At 55.3% G+C, this 18952-nt stretch carries 7 protein-coding genes and 2 pseudogenes; 5 read left to right on the plus strand and 4 right to left on the minus strand.

The annotated features are described in order from the left end of the window. The first annotated feature begins 757 nt into the window (after positions 1-757). The 4 genes from HDF12_RS10395 to HDF12_RS10410 all read left to right on the plus strand — a co-directional run bounded on the left by HDF12_RS10395 (position 758) and on the right by HDF12_RS10410 (position 8541). The gene (locus HDF12_RS10395) at positions 758-4528 is read left to right on the plus strand and encodes a TonB-dependent receptor (protein ID WP_179582670.1); all 3771 of its coding nucleotides are present in this window, start codon (positions 758-760) and stop codon (positions 4526-4528) included. A 94-nt stretch (positions 4529-4622) separates the two neighbouring features. Further along, entirely contained in the window at positions 4623-6068 is a 1446-nt protein-coding gene (locus HDF12_RS10400; RefSeq protein WP_179582671.1) for a tetratricopeptide repeat protein, read from the plus strand. 208 nt (positions 6069-6276) lie between these two features. Further along, positions 6277-7332, plus strand: coding sequence for a hypothetical protein (locus HDF12_RS10405; protein WP_257025483.1), 1056 nt, complete (start codon positions 6277-6279; stop codon positions 7330-7332). A gap of 3 nt (positions 7333-7335) precedes the next feature. After that, positions 7336-8541: a hypothetical protein gene (locus HDF12_RS10410; RefSeq protein WP_179582674.1), complete on the plus strand. Its 1206-nt coding sequence runs from the start codon at positions 7336-7338 to the stop codon at positions 8539-8541. A gap of 220 nt (positions 8542-8761) precedes the next feature. On the opposite strand, the pseudogene HDF12_RS10415 reads toward HDF12_RS10410, so the two are convergent. Continuing rightward, positions 8762-11152 (minus strand): annotated as a pseudogene (locus HDF12_RS10415) (outer membrane beta-barrel protein); the annotation flags it as partial. Between the two features lie 567 nt (positions 11153-11719). On the opposite strand from HDF12_RS10415, the gene HDF12_RS10420 reads away from it, so the two are divergent. Next, positions 11720-12484, plus strand: a complete 765-nt coding sequence (locus HDF12_RS10420) for a tetratricopeptide repeat protein (protein WP_179582678.1) — start codon at positions 11720-11722, stop codon at positions 12482-12484. 128 nt (positions 12485-12612) lie between these two features. Here HDF12_RS10420 and HDF12_RS10425 read toward each other — a convergent pair whose 3' ends face one another. The 3 genes and pseudogenes from HDF12_RS10425 to HDF12_RS10435 form a co-directional block, all read right to left on the minus strand. After that, positions 12613-14832 (minus strand): tetratricopeptide repeat protein, encoded by a 2220-nt coding sequence (locus tag HDF12_RS10425; RefSeq protein ID WP_257025484.1) that lies wholly within the window; start codon positions 14830-14832, stop codon positions 12613-12615. 249 nt (positions 14833-15081) lie between these two features. Next, a pseudogene (locus HDF12_RS10430) lies at positions 15082-16917 on the minus strand (CRTAC1 family protein). A gap of 211 nt (positions 16918-17128) precedes the next feature. Next, entirely contained in the window at positions 17129-18676 is a 1548-nt protein-coding gene (locus HDF12_RS10435) for a CRTAC1 family protein (protein ID WP_179582682.1), read from the minus strand. Positions 18677-18952: the final 276 nt, after the last annotated feature.

Raw genomic sequence — 18952 nt, forward strand, 5'->3', positions numbered from 1 at the left:
CTTGAGAAATCGCTCACGTCCAGGGACAACCTGGGACGTAAACTGTCGCTTCACGACATGTATCGCATCAGAGGAGCCTAGCCTGATCTCTTTGGTGGGAGTCAGTGACGAGGCTTCCACGGAAGAATCCAAGGAGCTGGCTAAGGCCGAAAGATCATTGGCTGATGCCTCGAGGGCTCGGCTCCAATGATTGAGTTGTGACCCGATTTCAAAGGCGTATTTCTCGGTGATGTACTCATCTGAACCCGGAGGAACTAGACGGAGAACATCTTCCAATGGAGATTTTGTGGGGTAGTGGGGTTTGAGCCTTATGTCGGCATAGGAGAAATTTGAAGCTTGACTCGGGAGGGTCTCCGGGGGGGCGAGTAGGAATGAAGATGCATGGAAGGCAACTGGACGGAACAGGACAGGTGCCAAGCCTAAGCTTTTGAGGAGCTTTCGCCGTGAAAGAAAGTGACTTCCGCTTTTGCGATGCGACATTTCGGCTAGGTCCGTGTAGACGGCAATGTTAGCACCGGACAAGGACACAGCTAAAATCGTGCGCGGAAACACACTACTCACCGCGGCAGAAGTCCATCTATCTGCAGACGGCAGTTTCAACCTTTTGGTTGACAATAGTTATCCGGTTGTACTAGATTCCTCGTCGACAATGTAAACGCTTACTTTTACTCGGAAAAGCTTTACGTGTCTATCCAATCAGCCTTTCAGGTTCGGCGAAGCGCAATGACCATGGAACGAAAAAACTGAGGTAATTCGGATGGCTTTTGATCGCAATGCTATGAGCTGGTATGGACGTTTCGGCTTTATAACCCTTTCTTACTTGTGCCTTCTCCTGGCCCAGACCCAATGCGTCTTTGGGCAGGTCGACGAAGGAGCAATCAACGGCACGGTCGTAGATGCCGCAGGTGCGATTGTTCCGAATGCTCACGTGACCTTATTGAACACGGACCAAGGGTTGTCTCTGGAGACCGTTACGAACGGGGCCGGCGTATATATCTTCTCGCCGGTAAGGATCGGCAACTATACGGTTACGGTCACGAGCCCGGGGTTTTCTACGACCTCTCAGAAAAATCTTACGGTGTCTGTCGGGCAGAACTTGCAGGTAAACATTGAATTGAAGCTAGGCGCAGAGACCACGACGGTGGAGGTTACTACCGCGCCACCGCAGCTGCAAACAGACGAATCGTCGGTTGGACAAGTTGTGTCCGAGCGCACGGTAAATAGCCTGCCTTTGAATGGGCGCAACTTCACCTTTCTTGCTCAGCTTGGCGCCGGCGTGAATTCGTCGCAGGCGGACACACGCGGAAACGCGGCCTCCGGAGCCTTTACCGCGAACGGTCTGCGGCCGGCGCAGAACAACTACCTGCTCGATGGTATCGACAACAACTCCAACGCAGTCGACTTTCTCAACGGAACGAACTTTGTCATTCTTCCTCCGTTGGACGCGATCGCGGAGTTCAAAGTACAGACGGCAGGCTTCAGCGCTGAGCTTGGTCGTTCGGCCGGCGCCGTTCTGAACGCCACGATCAAGTCCGGCACAAACAGCCTCCATGGCGCGGTCTGGGAGTTCTTCCGCAATGACAAGCTGGACGCGGCAGACTATTTCGAAACAAAAAAAGGAGCGTTGCGCTTTAACCAGTTCGGAGCGACCATCGGTGGGCCAATCATCAAGAACAAGCTCTTCTTCTTTGGCGACTATGAGGGTTTTCGGCGCGTCCAGGGTAATACTCAGTCTGGTATTGGCGTGCCGACAAACCTGGAGAGAAGCAGCGGCTACACAAATCTCTCTGAACTGATCACTGATCAGACGAAGCTGCGTACAGACAATGTGGGCAGAAAGATACCATTTGGCACGATCCTGGACCCGGCAACAACGCGTGCGGTTACGGCAGGTACGGTTGACCCTATCTCAGGTTTCCCAGTGTCAAAAAGTGGCTACGTTCGCGATCCGTTCGGCTCTTGCGGGCCAGGTACCCCGTCTTTTTCACCAGCAGCCTGCAACCTGAATCAAATCCCTGGCTCCCGCCTGGATCCGAATGCAATCGGCCTGCTTAATCTATATCCATCGCCAACCGGTTCGGGCATCGCCTCGAACTTTGTAACAAGTCCAAAACTGTATGAGCATCGCAACGCCTTTGACGTGCGCGGTGACTACAATCCCACGCAAAAAGAGCAGATATTCGTTCGCTTCAGCTACGTGGATGACCCACAATTTATTCCGGGGCCTTTTGGAGGTATTGCCGACGGCGGCAGCTTCCAGCAGGGCCTCCAGACGGCGAAATCCGATCAGGCTGTTGCCGCCTGGACCCACGTGTTTACTCCCGACATCGTCAACGTAGGGCGTGTTGGCTTCAACCACCTGCACACCACTCGATTTGGCCCAGAGGGTAGCACTACGGGCCTCCCGGCAAAATATGGGATCCAGGGCGTCCCGCAGTCGTCTGAAAACGGAGGCCTTCCGGCAATCGTCATCGGCGGCCTACAAACGCTGGGCAGCAATGACTTCCTGCCTTCCGACGAGGTCAGCCAGACCCTCCAGATCACGGATGACTTTACCAAGATCTATGGAAAGCACAGCTTTAAGATGGGCGTCGAGTTCCAGAATGTCCACTTCAACACGTTACAACCCGCGTACTCCCGAGGTGAGTTCGACTTCAATAGTGGCAACTACGTAGGTGTCCCGGGCCAATCCGGGGACCAGAACGGTATTGCACAATTCCTGCTGTCACCACAAGCAGCAACCTATCCAGGTGGAGTCGGTTTTGTGGGAGGGGCGAACGAGATACACGCTTCCAACATCAGCAAAACCTACGATACCAGGAAGTACCTCGCCGTATACTTCCAGGATGACTGGAAGGTCACTCCGAGGTTGACCCTTAATCTCGGCCTTCGCTGGGATTACTTCAGTCCAATCTCCGAATCAAATGGCGCCCAGAGCAACTTTGTTCAAAGCGGTCCTCCAAACGGAGTGCCGACCTATCTAGTCCCGGCGTCAGGGAAGGCCGATAGGTCTCTGTCTTCCACCTCCAATAATCCCTCTCTTAACGGCAACGGCTTCCTCGATCTGTTAGCCAAAGACGGAATTACGCTCGAGGAAACCAACAGATACGGGAAGGGACTCACCCAGAATCAAAAGAATAACTTTGCGCCGCGCGCAGGCTTCGCCTATCAAATTACCCCGAAGTTTGTAATGCGTGGCGGCGTTGGGCTCTTCTACAACGCCTTTGAGAGTCAGGGATACGGACCCAACATCGGTGAGAACTATCCCTTCGTCTACAACTTCGACTACAAGGGAACCACAGACTCCGCAGCCTTCGGTAGCGGTTCTAACCCCTACGGCAGCTGCGCGACCGCAGGTCCGGGCGGAAGCGCACCGATTGGTAGCGGTTTGTCCTGCAGTTCCTTTACGCCTCTTGCGGTGAATGCTAAAGGCCTGGGTCTTCAGGGGCTTCAGTTCAAATTCATAACACCGGTTACTCTCAGCTCCAACTTCACTCTCCAATACGCGATCACTCCCTCTATGTCGGCGCAGGTTGCTTACGTATTTACGAACGTCAATAACCTGCAGGTTGGTATCGGCAACAATAACGTCTCTCAATTGATACCAGCCAACACCAGTGTGCTTCCTTTCCTGCCGTTTCCAGATTTTGGTCAGAATGGGAGCTATCAGCAAACTCTCGGGATCAGTAACTACAGCGGCCTGCAAACCAAACTTGAACAACAGTTTTCTAGTGGGTTGAATTATCTTGTCACCTACACCTATTCGAAGACGCTTTCGGATGCCGCCGACCTTCTCAACGGAGGCAGTACAGGCAATTCAAGTGGATTCCGGGCCGCGTATGTCCCGGGGCTTGGTCCCAGATTTGACTACGGGCTGGCCGACTTCGATATCCGAAATGTGGTCCATTTGAGCGGCGGCTATCAACTACCGTTCGGCAAGGATAAGAAGTTCATGGCCGACGCTGGCAAGCTCGGGAATGCAGCCATTGGTGGGTGGAGCGTGAACTGGATCGTAACCCTTCAGGGCGGCCAACCGATCACTCTCACTTGCCCGAGTCCAACAACCTCCGGAACGTATTGCAATGACGTGCAGGTGCCTGGGCAGAGCCAGAAGCTTGGTCTGCATAAGGACTCGAACGGAAAACTCAGCTGGTTTGGAAATCCGAACGCCTTCCAGCAGCCTTGCCCTCTGGGGGCAGTTGCACCCGCCGGATGCTTCCCTCTAACCGGAAGTGCAATTTTGGGTGCCGGGCCCTCAACCACCACAGGGCCGGGATTCCATCGGTTCGATTTCTCAACGTTCAAGGCCTTCCAGCTTAGCGAGCGCTTCTCGATGCAGTTCCGGGCCGAGTTCTTCAACATCTTGAATCATCCGAACTTCAATGCGCCTAACTTCGGCGGCAACGGAGTCATTGCGATCGGAAACTCGGGCAACTTCACCGACCCCAAGTTTGGCGAAATCGGATCGACCCGCGATGCACCGTATGATCCAAGGCAGATTCAATTCGCTCTCAAGCTGTACTATTAGGTTGAGTTGAAGCTCGCGGGAAAGGCGTCTCGAGACGTGCCTTTCGAGTTCGAGGTATTCTAGTGGGTGTGTTGTTGTCCTCACGCGGAGGATTATGAGCAAGGCGCATCAATTGCGGCTTGTAGTTCTTTGCGGATGGTTTCTGCTTTGCGCGGCATTTGCAGTCCGTAATTCGGAGGCTGAGGCTTTAGCGGCCCAAGACGGCCCAAGCCAAAATCTAGATCGCCAGTTTCAGTCAGCGGTAGCCCAGTACCACGCAGGGAAGTACACCGAGGCCGCGGTCCAACTGGAAAGTATTTTACCCAGTGTCCCGAAGAGCTTTGAAGTTCGCGAGATTCTAGGGCTGACTTATGCTGCGCTGTCTGAAAACGAGAAGGCTGTAGAGCAACTGGCAATCGCGGTACGATTGAAACCGGATTCGGGGGCAGCGAGAACGAATCTAGCAACAGCTCTGGCTAGTTCTGGGAAGCTGGAGTTGGCCGAGGCGCAGTTTCGCAGGGCACTCGCTCTTGAACCTGGGGATTTCGGCGCGAACCACAATCTGGCTGACTTCTATCTTCAGACCAATAGGATTGCGAATGCGCTTCCTCTGCTCGAACAAGCGCAACGGATCAACCCTTCCTCTTATAGCAACGGCTACGATCTGGCTCTCGTTTACTTTCTTATGGGACGGCTCGAAGACGCGCGGCAGCTTGTTCAGAACATGGTGAAACAGAAGAACACCGGCGAACTGCACAACCTGCTGGGTCAGATCGAGGAGAAGGACGGAAGATATCTTCAAGCGGCGAACGAGTTTCAAATTGCCGCTCAAATGGATCCGAGCGAGGACAATCTGTTTGCCTGGGGAAGCGAGCTTCTTCTCCACAGGACGTATGAGCCAGCCATCGACGTCTTCCAGCAAGCTACCCGGCATTATCCGAATTCCCCACGTCTACTCATCGGGTTAGGAATGGCGCTATATTCACAGGGCAGGTATGAGGAGTCGATCAAATCTTTGCTTACAGCAGCGGATCTCGACCCTACCGATGCCCGATGTTATCTGTTTTTGTCCAAGTCGTACCTTAGCTCTCCCAATCAGGCGGATGATGTAATCGAAAGATTTCGGCGATATTCGGAGCTGCAGCCAGACAACGCGCTGGCCAAGTATTATTACGCTGTTAGTTTATGGAAGGGGAAACGGCTGGAAGGACCCAGTGTGGATTTTCGGGCGGTGGAGTCTTTGCTGCATAAGGCGATTGCATTAGATGGAACACTCGCCGACGCGCATTTGCAATTGGGCATTCTGTACGCAGATCAGCATGAGTTGTCAAAGTCGCTTCCTGAATATCGGCGGGCACTGGAATTGAATCCTAGTCTTCCAGATGCTCATTACCGTCTCGGCCAGTATTATGTTCGCGCCGGACAGAAGGACCATGCACGGGAGGAGTTCGCCCTCTATCAAAGACTGCAGGCACAACATATGGCCGCAGTTGATAAGGAAAGGGCCGAGGTCCAGCAGTTTGTGTATTCGGCGAAGCCCGGCTCGGTAACCAAGCCTTGAATGCCGGCATCGGCGATCGCATGTCGAACCAAGAGAGAAGAAGTTGCGCATGATCGAAGTTAGGAGGACATAAGGTGGATTTGAGTTGAGGGCATCATCGTCATTCAGCGAGGCGACTCTTGTCCGATCTCGCACTGCACAGCGTCTTAGTCGCAGCAGGCGCGACTTCCTGCGCAGTACGGCTGGACTGGCGTTGGGAAGTGCGCTGATGGGAGGCAGCCCCTTTGTGCATGGAGAGGCTGCGGCAAAGAAGCGGAAGATCATTGTCATTACGTTTGGTGGAGGCGCTCGGGATCAAGAGACATTCGCTCCGGAAGGGCAGGAGAATATACCGCACATGCTCCACGAGCTGGCTCCGCAGTCCAGTTTTTTCACGCATGTGATAAATCAGGGGATATTGGGCCACTACGTGGCGACCGCAAGTCTGGCGACCGGCGTTTATGAAACGCTCAATAATTTTTCGGCGGTTCCACCTGAACATCCTACAGTGTTCGAGTATTTTCGCAAGGACCTGAATCGCCCGTCGTCGAGCGCATGGGTGGTCGCGCCCAGCAATGGGTTTAACCGAATTGGCGAAAGCGAGTATCGTTCCTATGGTCCTGGCCTGGGAGCGAAAGTTATTTTACCGAAGCATCTACTGAGTGCGGCAACATCTGGAGCGGGTGCGGATTTCAACCATTTGCTTCGTGATAATTATGAGACACCGCTATATGCACCGCAAATTAGAGGCGGCGAATTCGAACTGCAGCAAATGGAAAGAATATTGAAGCTCTCGGTCGATGATTTCATGGTGCATGCACGAACTGTCTCGAGCGCGGATGAGCTTTCCGTATACATTGCGAAGCGTCTAATGCAGCAGGAATCTCCAAGTCTGCTTTGGATTACGATGCACGATATCGATGTCGCTCACACCGGTGCTTACTCGCTCTATATTGAGGCAATTCGGCGCACAGACCGTCTTTGTGCGGAGCTTTGGAAAGCGGTTCAAGCCGAACCCGAATACGCGGGCAATACGACGATGTTTATCCTTCCAGATTTTGGACGCGATGCCGACGAGGATGCCGGCGGGAATGGATTTCAGCACCATCGCACGGGTGACGCGGCGTCACGCACGACCTGGATGATGGCTCTGGGCACAGGCGTTCGACAGGGGATGGTGTATGATCGTTCGCTGCAATCGATCGATCTTGTCCCCACTCTCGGCGCAATGATGGGATTCTCGCCGAAGCTGTCACAAGGCGTGCCGATCCACGAGTTGTTGTAGGTTATGCTGCCAAGGGACCTCAAAGCCGAACAGTTCGCTGGGTATCCGCCCGAGGCAAGAAAGCTCGTCGTGGCTCACCTGGGAGCAGTGAAGCAGCTGCCGCTGAGCTTCGTGCCAAGCTTACTGCGGGAGGTCATCGAATACGATTACAAGTTTCCCGCAGAGCATGCGGCAATCGATCGGGAACTTGCTGCTCTTAGTTCTCTAACGCCCGCGCAGATCCATGAATGGTTTCAGGCATTCTGGCAACTTTCTCTGTCGGGGAAACTTGAGAGCCTTGATTGGATCAACCAGCCAGCCCAGTTTGTCGAACAGTTATCGGCATACCTTTGGACAACTCATCAGCTAGATGCGTTCACGGACGCAGCGATCGCTTACGGCAACCGTACCCGCATAGGGACGGCGCCCCAACTAAATGCCATGCGCAGGCTTGGAGTTGCGGTCATCGGACAAGGCGTTTTGTCTTATGACGGGCCCCTGTTCCGTAATCTGCGCGAGCATGGAACTTATTTCAGGCAAGTCAAATCTGAGAACGGAGTTAAACTTCTGCTGGCCGCAGTTGAAGCCAGGGCAAAGACACATCCGGTTCCTTATGGACATTGGTATGTCGATGGAGGGCAGGCAGCGGAACACAGCCCATTGCTCACTTGCGTGTCCTTTCAGAGGCTGGAACCCGTACGCGCCGCATTGCTGAAAAATATTCAAATGGAGATTGGAAGGCCGGGAATGGGCCCTGAGGAACTGCGCACACACATGGCGCGTCTATCTCCAACGGACCTCGGTCTCGATAAAGGAGGAGACGAGGTGTTGCAGCGCTTTCAGGTCAAGCTGCTCACAGAGGGTTCCGGGACCCAGATATTCAGTACGACCTTTGCCCAGTGGACGGCTCGCGAAGCTTTGCGAAGGGCGCAACCCCTCACCTTATTCGTGCGTTTTGCCCCTCGGCAACGGCAGAAGCCAATGAATGAGCTGATGTCCGGTGGCGAGAGCAATCCCGAACTCGATCTCAGAGGCTCCTTGATTGATGCCGATATGGGCGCCTACTATCATTGGATCAACCAGCAGCGACTCCCGGGATCTGAACAGTCTTCGTTTTTGGTTTGGTTTGAGGACCACAGCGAGGCCCTCGTGATTGCTCCATCACTGCCTCGGGGCACAGAGTCGAACTCGATGCTTAATCTCGCGGAGTTGCTTTCAGTTGCCGGATGATCGCCGGGCAATCCCGACGGCGAGGCGTTGTACGGCCCAAGATTCTAAAGCGGCTCCGAATAAATGGCGCCCTGAATGACCAGCTTATCTCTGAGGCTAAGCCCATTTCACTGCAAGCAATTTCCGGGCACAGCTTGATGGCGTGCCCGTAGCCGGACCTGATTAGAGCCTGGGAACAGGAATATTTCTCTGCTTCCAGGCTCTAATCTTCTTTCGACAGTTAGAACTCCGCGCGGAAGGTGAGTTGAAGCGAACGCGGGCTGTTGGCAGTGCTGCCGACCGTTCCGAAGCCAGCATCGTGCGGGTTGTTGTCGGGATTACCGAAGACGTGGCGGTTGAAGGCGTTGAAGGCTTCGGCACGGAACTGGAAGGCTACGCGTTCGGTGATGTGAGTCCGCTTGATCAAGCCGAAGTCTTCTTCGAGATAGCCGAATGAGCGATCGTCGGACTCATAGGCGGGTTTGTCGCCGAAGGCATAGGAGATAGTTCTAGTGACGTCGGCATTGGGATCGCGGACGCCGGCAGGGTTGTACCAGAGGTTCGATCCAGCGAGTGCAGGATTGAACGATTCGTTCCTCCTAGCACTTGAACGCAGATTCTGTCCGGGCACGAAGTTGTAGCGAATGCAGTTGTCGTATCCGGGGATCCCGGTTGCGCAGCCGAAGCCAGGTGGTTGGCCACTTTGATATCTTTGGATGCCGCTGACTGACCATCCGCCGACAAGGTAGTTGACTACGCCGCCGCGGCTCAGGAAGCTCTTGTCCTTGCCGAAGGGCAGGTAGTAGATGTAGCTAATAACGAAGATCTGCGGCGTATCCTGCGGGGAGATGGCCTTTTCTGCTTTTAGGTTGAGTGGGTTCTGAATGCTGGCGGTGTATGAGCCTCCGAGGCTGCCACCGATGATGTTACCAGTGTCGATAAGAATCTTGGACCAGGTGTAGGAGGCAAGGAGGTTGAGTCCGTTGTGATAGCGGCGTTCCAGCTTAGCCGTCAGCGCGTTGTAGGAAAGCTGGCCGTGGTTTTCGCCATAGGCACCGGTGTTAACCAGGTGATATTGAGGGAAGGGTCTGAGAGCTTGTGAGACGGTTCCCTGAAAGCCAGCGTAAGGAGCGGAGACTCCGTCGACCGGCGCACCGGAGCCCGTGAAGGGATCGCTGAGCTGGGAGCCGAGGGCGAAGTTCTGCTGCGTAATATTGTTGAGGTAGAGCAGGTTGGAGCCGAGGTGAACGCCCCGCTCACCGAGATAGCCAAGGGTAAGAATCAGATCGGTTGCGAACTGCTGTTGAACGGTTGCGGTCCAGGTCTGGTCGTAGCCGGGTTTGCCGAAGTCGCGGCGGGTGTAGTTGACGTTTTGACCGTTCAACTGACTACGGTCGAAGCTGGGGTTGGTGGGTATGTTTGGTACGCCGAAGGCTCCTGGGTTGGCGATACCGGGGCTTTTGAGCGAACCGGGATCGAGCAGTTCGCCTGTGGTGAAAGGGTTCGCGTTATTGTTGATCTGGCTGATGGAGGAATAGCCAGCAGGCACTCCGCCGTAGATCTGTTGCCATTGGAGAATCGGAGCATTGAGGCCGCTGTAAGCAGCGGAGAAGACGCTCTTGTGACCGAGCGAGCTCGGAGACCAGGTAATGCCTACGCGTGGCTCGACGTTTTTGTAGTAGACGTTGGAGTAACGCGAGCTGATGCCGTCCTTTCCTGCGCCGTTGCCGGCGAACTCCAAAGCTCCGGGGGTGTTGGTGCCCTGAGCGCCGGTGTTGATAGTCGTGGGGTTGAACTGCGACCCGAAGTTGTGGAGCTCTTTGAAGGGAAGGTCAACGTCATAGCGAAGTCCAAGGGACAGGTTGAGATCCCTGTTGGCCTTGAACTCATCCTGTACGTAGAGCGCGCTGTATTGGCCGACGTTCCGGATAGTGACGAAGTTCTGCTTGACGGTGGCCTGGGCGACCTGCCCGAGGAGGAAGCTGGCGAAACCGTCTCCGCTGTTGGCGGTGGTAGTGGCGGTTCCGGCTGTCTGTGCGCGGCTGAAGACAAAGCTACCGCTATCCACGTTGGTGAAGCTGGAGATGGAGACTGCGTAACGGTATTCGCCTCCGATGGTGAGATTATGCTTGCCTTTCGTCAGCGAGATGGCATCGCTGACGTAATAGGAGTTGTCGGAAATTTTTGAGTTGAAGCCGTTGTTGTTTGGATCAACGTAATCGCCGAGATTTACCCGGCTGCTTTCATTGCCGGTGACGCCATTAAGGATGATGCCGGGAAAGTAGTTTCCGGTGCCTCCTGGAAGTCCGACGAGCTGAGAGTAGTCTTTGCCCTGCGATGGCGTGATGAAGCCTTCCTTGTTGAGCACGCGGGTGAAGGCGATGAGGGCGTGGTTTAAGAGGGTTGGCGAGAAGATGTGATCGTATCCGACGCGGACCAGGTGTGTGGGAAGATCCTGGGAGGTGAGGAACGAAGTTACCGGTAGCTGGAACTGCGGAAGATTGTTGTTGTTCCGAACGTTGTCGCGGACGTTGTAGGAGACGAACACTTTGTTGTTCTGCCCGAAAGCCTGATCGATGCGAATGGATTCCGCAGTGCTGATTATGGGATAAGTTCCGGCGAAGACGAAGTTATTAGTGAGGGCGTTGGAGGCCTAGGGGATGTAGGCTGAGATGGCGGTTGCGACAGGGCTCAGCGGCGAGGTGATGATGTTGTTCGGATAGGCGGTGCGGCACTGCTGGCCATTGACGGTCCGGGTAGTGGCTTCAGCGTAAGCGGTTTGGTATGGTGCTAAGCAACTGTATCTATAATGTTCGGGATGAAATCGCATGGAATTTTTCGGTGCACGTTCATTCGCTTTAAGACCTTTTCAGAAAATCTTTACTCGCAGGCCTCGACAACTAAGAGGAAGCTGGAGCTGGCCCTTTTGAAGATCTTCGTTGATACAAAAGTTCCTCGTTGAGATGGATTAGGTCCGTCGCTTTTCTGCCGCTGACGATTTCGGCGGTGGGTCAATCGCCGCCGATGCGGATGGTCTTGGTTGAGTTGAATGGATTTTCAGGTTTTTGGGTGTTGCATGGAGATCTTTTCGATCAAACCAGCGGAGCGGTGGCTAGAGCGGAGGCTTCGTTGCAGCAAGCACGGGGTCAAATAAAACGGTCAGAGTTCGCTGCTGCAGAGCAAGTTCTGCGGACGTTTTTTGCAGCGCGAGCCTACTTCCGCCGATGGGCTTTATTTGCTGGGCGAGGTGTTGATGCGAAGAGATCAGCCGAAAGAGTCGTTGCGGGTTTTCACCGAGGCTGCTGCAGAACGCCGGCCTACGGGCGAAGAGTTGCGCATGGTGGGGCTGGATTACGTTCTGCTGCAGGATTACGCCGACGCAATTCGATGGCTGAAGCAGGCGACGGATCTCTCTCCGGACGATGCGGACACCTGGTACAGCTTGGGACGCGCGCAGTACAGCAAAGGAGATTACGGCGGAGCTGAAACGTCCTTCCGGAGGGTGCTTACCTTGGATAGCCGCAGCGTAAAGGCGGAGAACAACCTGGGGCTTACACTTGCGTCTCATAATCAGCTGGAGAAGGCGATGGAGGCGTACCGCAAGGCCGAAGCGCTGCAGCAGGGCTCGGCGTCACAGAGCGAACAACCGCTACTAAATCTTGGGCTGTTGCTACTGGATCGAAATCAGCCGCAGGAGGCCGCTGAAAAACTAGCGCGGGCAGCCGCGATTGCTCCGTCGTGTGCGCAGTGTCAAGAGGCGCTTGGCGAGGCCTTGCTGGCTCTCAACAGGCTGCCAGAGGCGGAAGCGGCGCTGGAGAAAGCGGTCGCGCTGGAACCGAAGAATCCGCGGTTCCACTTCGTGCTGGGGCGCGCCTACAAGCAGAGCGGCGAGGTGGAAAAGAGCAGAATCGAACTGCAGAGGAGTGCAGAGCTATATGGTTCGCATTCCACTCCGGCGCAATAGGAGACAAGTGGGTTGCTTTGATGCGGTGGCGGCGGCTGGATCGGATCTGTCCGGGTGGGTTGGGCTTTGGGATGTACTCGCCTGGGTCAGTCGAGGGTGACGTTCTGTCTAAATTTACCTTGCGATTTTCAGAAGCTGCCGCCGCTCATCGAGCTGGAAGTGGGAGCGACGGTCTGTGGTGGCTGCAATCCCGGTTTGAATGGCATGTCTAATTCATGGGTATGCCATATGACGCTTTCATTTGCGATTTCAGTGTGCTGGCGGAGGTACTCAAGTGCATAGGTGCTGGCGGTGGGGTCGTCCTTCTGGTCGGCGAAGATCGCGGCCTGTTGCTGGGCTTTGTCTTTCAGGCCCAGACGGCGGTAGAGGATTGAAAGGTTGTAGTGCGCAGCGAGGTCATCAGGATCGATCGTTTGAACCTTCTCGTACTCTGCGCGGGCGAGGTCATACTGATGCAGCTGGTAGTAGGAGAAGCCAAGTTCGCGATGGGCGTCGCGTGACTCCGGGAAGCTGGTCACGACTTTCTGAAGGTCGGCGATGGCCTCGCTCATATTGCCCAGATTGCGCTCGACGAGAGCTTGATAGTAAAGGGCGCGGGCGCTCCCGGGAGCAAGCGTGAGAGCCTTCTGCAGATTGGGTCTAGCTTCGTCGTACTTTTCCCATTGAATTTGGACGATAGCGATGTTGGTGTAGACGTCGGCGTAGTCAGGGCGGAGCCTGGCAACGTGCTGGAAGGCGTGAGCCGAAGCGGCGTACTGCTGCGCGTCCAGCATCGCGACGCCGTAGTTGTTCCAGCGCATCCATTCCTTGTTCTCAGTAGCGCCGGGAGCGATTGGCTTGTTCTCCCCGACGACGAGAGTGCGGGTCTCAGCGGACATATCAACGATAGGCTGCTCATAGTGCCTATTCATGCCGAAGTCGATGAAGTGCTGATCGAAGCGTCTGTATTTGACGGTCGCCGTGATCGTGATAGGGCCGCCGGACGCGGGCGGCATAACGAACGAGTAACGCACAAGCTGCGAACGGCCGGACTGGATCGTGTTGTTGTAGGCGACGACGCGGTTTGTCCAGACCTGATGCAGATCGTTGAGGCCGCCTTTGACGTTGACGAGGCGGTTGGTGAAGCTGTGAGCACGTTCGTCCAGATTGCCGTCCGGCTTGATGAAGCCGCTTTGATGAAGAATCCTGCCTGAGGCGTCCTTGACCAGAAACTCGACCCAGGACTCGTACATGTCGCGCTGCTCGGGTACGTGACTGTGAGCTATGCCCTTGTTCTGAATGACGACGTCTGCCGTGATGGTCTCACCTGGAGCGATCGTGAATGGGGTGAGACCGAGCGGTGCGACGAGCTCCTTTTCCGAGGCGCTGTCGACCATTTCGCCATGTTCCAACGCGAAAATGTCGACGTTGAAGACACTGTTCTGCAAGAACTGAACGATGCGTGTAGCCTGCTCATCGAAGCCGTAGATTTTGGGGATAAGCGTGTTGGCTCCGAGCCAGCGATGCGATGCGAGCTGACCCTCCTTGGCACCTGAGTCGGTAAGCGTCAGCTTCTCGCGCTGCATGTGACAGGTCTGGCAGGAGGAGACAGAATCTTTGACGTAGAAAGGCAAAGGAGACTGCTTTGCGAAGGAGGAATTCTGCCACTCGTCGTAGAGAGAGATGGCGCGCTGCCACTTGTAATCGTTCAAAGTCCGGGGCAGAGCGGCTTTGTGGCAGGTAGCGCAGAACGCAGAGGTGCGATAAAAGTCCTTCATGACGGCCTTGCTGTGGCGGTCGAGATGAGCAAGGATCTCGCCGTCAGACACCTTGCGTGTGACGGGTTGTCCGCCTTCGTCGACCAGCACGGCGGGAATGCCCATGACGTAGCTGCCCGTGCCGCGGGTGTCGATGGCCTGTATGGAGTGGCAAACCGTGCAGGTTACGCCGTCCTGATCGTAGGGACGCTTCTTCGGGCCTGCCTGCGTCAAAGCACCTGAAACGAGTGCGATTGGATCATGGCAGCCTTCGCAGTGCCGGGAGAACTCGATACCTTTGGAGTCATTGAGGAGGGCGACGTTGCGGAGGTAGTAGGGAACGCGGTTGGCGTTCGAGTGGGCAGATTCGCGCCACTGTTTGTGACTTTCCCGATGGCAATGGCCACAGTAGTCGGCGGTGGGAAAGAGTCTGGGGTCTAGGAACTCGCCGTTGACCGTGGTGGCATTCGACGGCAGGAACGGCAGTTCTTTTCCATAGCGATAGTTGTACTTTTCGGCGACCTTTTCCGAATAAGCATGGCGAGTAGCCGCGCCCTCCTCGACTTCGCTGCCTGCTTTTACTGCCTGCAGGTGAAGAGAAGCGGACGTCAAAACGCAGAAGCCAGCAACGAGGGCGAAGCATCCCATGCACTTTCGAGTCGAGTTCGTTTTGTCAGGTATCACCGGTCGTTCATCCATCTTTATATGATCAGACGATTTCCAGAAAATAGACTGCGGAAAGCATTACTGAGTCTGCTTCGCGAAGCAAAATGTCGAACCGAGAAGAATGGTAGTCGTTTTGGCTCCTCTGCGCCACGTCTTGGCGCGGATATCGCTAAGTCTGCTCCTGCGATAGCACAGCTACTTGCTGACGTGCTCGTGAGGGTTTTGGATTCCCTTCCCTTCAACGATGGTGAAGATACGGTCAACCGCAGGCGGCACGATCTCCTCTTTGGCTCCGCTAGGCCAATGGATCTCTATCTTATCAACGCGGGCGGCAGAACCGATGCCGAAATGCGGACGCGGGTCGGAGGACGAGGCATAGCTGGCTCCGCTAAATACATCTTCACGTTGGCGTATGCCTCCTGCGGTCAGATAGATGGTTGCGCCGGTGGAGTCCCTAGGGCTTTTTGGCCCGCCGACCAGGCGAAGCTCGATCCAGTGGTTGCGCTACTCGGCGACATTCTGCATGAGTGCGGGAACCGAGTCGATGTTGTTGATCACCGCATCGATTTTGCCGTCGTTGAAGATATCCCCGAACGCCATCCCGCGGGAGGTCATTACCTCAGCGAGGCCTGTACCTTCGACAGCTGGAACGAGATCGAACTTCGTACCCTGCAGATTATGAAACAGCAGCGGCCGCTGTGCCCAGGTGGTGCCCCAGGAAGTTTTGTCCACACCGCGATAGACGTGGCCGTTCACGACGAACGGATCCTTCCAGCCATCGTTGTCATAGTCGAAGAAGGCAGCTCCCCATCCGAGGAACGGAATGGAGATTTCGCCGAGATTGGCTTCATAGCTGATATCTGTGAAGTTGGCATCGCCATCGTTGCGGTAGAGCGGCTTGTAGTCGTCGGAGAAGGTGGTGTGGTAGAGATCCAGCAGGCCGTTGTTGCGGTAGTCGCCAACTGCGATGCCCATGGAAGCCGTTTCGCGCCCCTCCTTGTTCAAGGCGTAACCGGAGGCATAGCTGATGTCCTCGAAGGTTCCGTCTCCCTTGTTCAGATACAGGTAATTCGGGGTAGAGTCGTTGGCGACGAGCAGGTCAGGGCGGCCGTCGTTGTTGATGTCTATGAACACAGCTCCAAGACCGTAGAAGGCCTGTGGATCACTGACCCCGGCTTTGACGCTGACATCGGTGAACGTACCGTCGCCGTTGTTGTGGAAGAGGTGGTCCCGTTCGCCGGGAAGGCCGCGTGGGCCGCACATCACCTTCTCACCGCGAAATTCGCAGAAGCTGAGCGCCTTGCCGCCGGCGTCGAGTTGATCGCGGATGTCGTAGTGGACATAGCCTGCAACAAAGAGATCGAGACGGCCATCGCCGTCGTAGTCGCCCCATGTGACGCCGGTTGACCAGTTTCCAACTGTGACACCTGCCTTCTCGGCTACATCTGTAAAGGTGCCGTCATGATTGTTGTGATAGAGCCTGTTCTTGCCAAAGTTCGAGACGTAGAGATCGGGCCAACCATCGTTATCGTAGTCGCCGACGGCAACGCCGAAGCCCCATCGGTCGTTTTCTACACCCGCCTTCGCCGTGACATCGGTAAAAGTTCCATCGTGATTATTGTGGAAGAGAGCGGCGTGGGGCGCGGGCTCTTTACCAAGAAGTGCTTCGTCGGTAGAACCGTTGACAAGATAGATATCGAGCCAGCCGTCGTTGTCGTAATCGAGCAGGGCGACACCCGAGCCGACCGTATCGAGGATGTACTTCTTTTCTGGGGAACCCATTTTGTGACGCTAGGTGGTGAGTCCCGCCTTTACTGCGATGTCTTGAAAGACAATGGAGCCCGTCTTCACAAAACCGCCGGCCGTGATGGGGCGTCTTTCTGCATCGAGGACTGCCGAATGCGCGGCACCGGTGCTGGCACCTCCCTTGGCAGGAGGTTGAGCTCCTTCCTGCTGCTTGGCGTCCTGGGTTTCCAAAGGATTTTGAGCGGAGGCGCCGGGATGTACCCCAAAGGGGACTGCTAGAACCATGAACTGAATGACCTCTTCGAAAAATCATAAGCGGGGTTGCACTCTTCCTGAAGACTGAATCGCCAATGTGGGGTCTTCGCGATTCCATCGCATGTGTCAGCGATCAAGATGATATAACCTTTTCTAACACCTGGGGCTGCTACTCTCCATGAGATGTACTAGCTCGCGCTCTTTTCCCACGATTCGTGAACTGACGAACGCTCCTCGAAGATCAACGCCTAGAGGACTTTGATGGAGTGGTCTCCGCGGTCGATTGAAGAGGTTCGTCCACCTGAAGAATTCGGTCGGACTTTACCTCACCTAACTTCTGGACGACACCACTGGGCCACCGAATTTCAATCTCCTTTGCGACTGTATCCGTTCCGAGGCCAAAGTGCGCGCGCTTATCGTTAGAGGAGAGATAGCCCCCCGCGGTCGAGACGGTGACATATTGAGATCCTTTGGATGTTGTCAGCTTTATCTCTGCGCCGATGGCATCCCGGTTGCTGCAGTGGCCGACGAGGCGCAGCGTGAGCCAGTGATTCTGCGTCGCCGTTTCGTTATGTAGGATGTGGGCGGCTCCGCCGTTTGTCGTGACGACTGCGTCGATGCGGCCGTCATTGTCGAAATCGCCCACCGCCATTCCGCGACTGACCCAAGGCTGAGCAAAGACGCTTCCTGAGGCCTCGGACACGTCGACAAAGCCGTAACCAGTATTGCGGGCAAGAAGCATCGGCTCTTTGTAGTGAAGTTGCGGCGAAGTGAGTTCGATGGTGTCGAGATCATGTCCCTGGGCGATGAGTAGATCCTTGAGCCCGTCATTGTCGTAGTCGAGAAAGTGAAGACTCCAGCCGGAGTGAAGGAGAGTGATGCGGCCAATGCCTGACATGTAGGTGTCGTAAGTGAAGCTGCCGTCGCCGTTGTTTTTGTAGAGGGCGTATCTCTGGTTGGCAAGATTAGTGATGATAAGGTCGGGAAAACCATCGTTATTGTAGTCTTCAAAGTCGATGCCCATACCGGCGTAGGTGCGGCCATCGCCGTCGACTGCGATCTCAGCGTTGAGCCCCATCTCCTCAAAGGTGCCATCTCCCTTGTTGCGGTAGAGGAACTCCAGCATGGAATCGTTCGCGACGGCTATATCGATCTTGCCGTCACGGTCAAAGTCGGCGAGCGCGATCCCAAGACCTTTGCCGGGGACAGAGAGGCCGATTTTTTTAGAAACCTCGGTGAAGTGGCCGTTTCCGTCATTGTGATAGACCAGGGGAGCGATCGCGGGGAAGATGTCCGGATGGCAATAGGCGCGATAACCGTCGCGATGCTCGCCGCACCAGACGTCTTCAAAGTCCCATTTGACGTAGCGGAGGACGACGAGGTCGAGCAGGCCGTCATTGTCGAGATCGACCCAGGCCGCGCTGGTCGACCAGCCACTGCCCGCGGTTCCGGAGCTGTCGGTGATGTCGGTGAAGGTGCCGTTGCCGTTGTTGTGATATAGGCGATTGCCGCCATAGGCCGTCACGTAGAGATCTTCAAAGCCGTCATTGTCGAAGTCTCCCACTGCGACACCCATGCCGTAGCCGACGCCTTTGAGCCCAGAGCGCTCGGTGACATCCTCGAAGGTGCCGTCTTTTTTCTGGTGATAGAGGCGGTTCCAATCTTGGGGGCCGGACTTCTGCGGAATGGTGCCCTTTGTTGTTGGGTTGTCAAGGTGAGTTCCATTGACGAAGAAGATGTCAAGAAGGCCATCATTGTCGTAATCAAAGAACGCGACGCCAGAGCCCATCGTCTCGAGCAAATACTTTGTCGAGGTGTGAGAAGCGACGCCTTGAAATTGGACGCCGCTGCTTTGGCTGATATCTACAAATTTGCCGGGTATGGCGGGCGGATGTTGTGTGACAACGTGAGGAGGTGGTGAGGTCTGCCCGAAGACAACTGATGCAGTCAGGAAGCAGAGCGAAACCGCACTGCCGATGCATACGGATCGCGCAGCGAAAAGAATTGGGAATCGTGTTCTGAGTTTCCGGGCCTGAGATGAATCTGCTAAGGACACTGTTCGCTC

The sequence above is a fragment of the Tunturiibacter gelidiferens genome (genome assembly GCF_013410115.1).
In the GTDB taxonomy this organism is placed as follows: Bacteria; Acidobacteriota; Terriglobia; order Terriglobales; family Acidobacteriaceae; genus Edaphobacter; species Edaphobacter gelidiferens.

Excerpts from the sequence above, each read along its gene's own strand:
- HDF12_RS10405 (WP_257025483.1), top strand. The coding sequence starts at position 6,277 with ATGGGAGGCAGCCCCTTTGTGCATGGAGAGGCTGCGGCAAAGAAGCGG.
- HDF12_RS10410 (WP_179582674.1), top strand. The coding sequence starts at position 7,336 with ATGCTGCCAAGGGACCTCAAAGCCGAACAGTTCGCTGGGTATCCGCCC.
- HDF12_RS10400 (WP_179582671.1), top strand. The coding sequence starts at position 4,623 with ATGAGCAAGGCGCATCAATTGCGGCTTGTAGTTCTTTGCGGATGGTTT.
- HDF12_RS10395 (WP_179582670.1), top strand. The coding sequence starts at position 758 with ATGGCTTTTGATCGCAATGCTATGAGCTGGTATGGACGTTTCGGCTTT.
- HDF12_RS10435 (WP_179582682.1), bottom strand. The coding sequence starts at position 18,676 with ATGGGCTCTGGCGTCGCGTTCTTTGATTACGACAATGATGGCCTTCTT.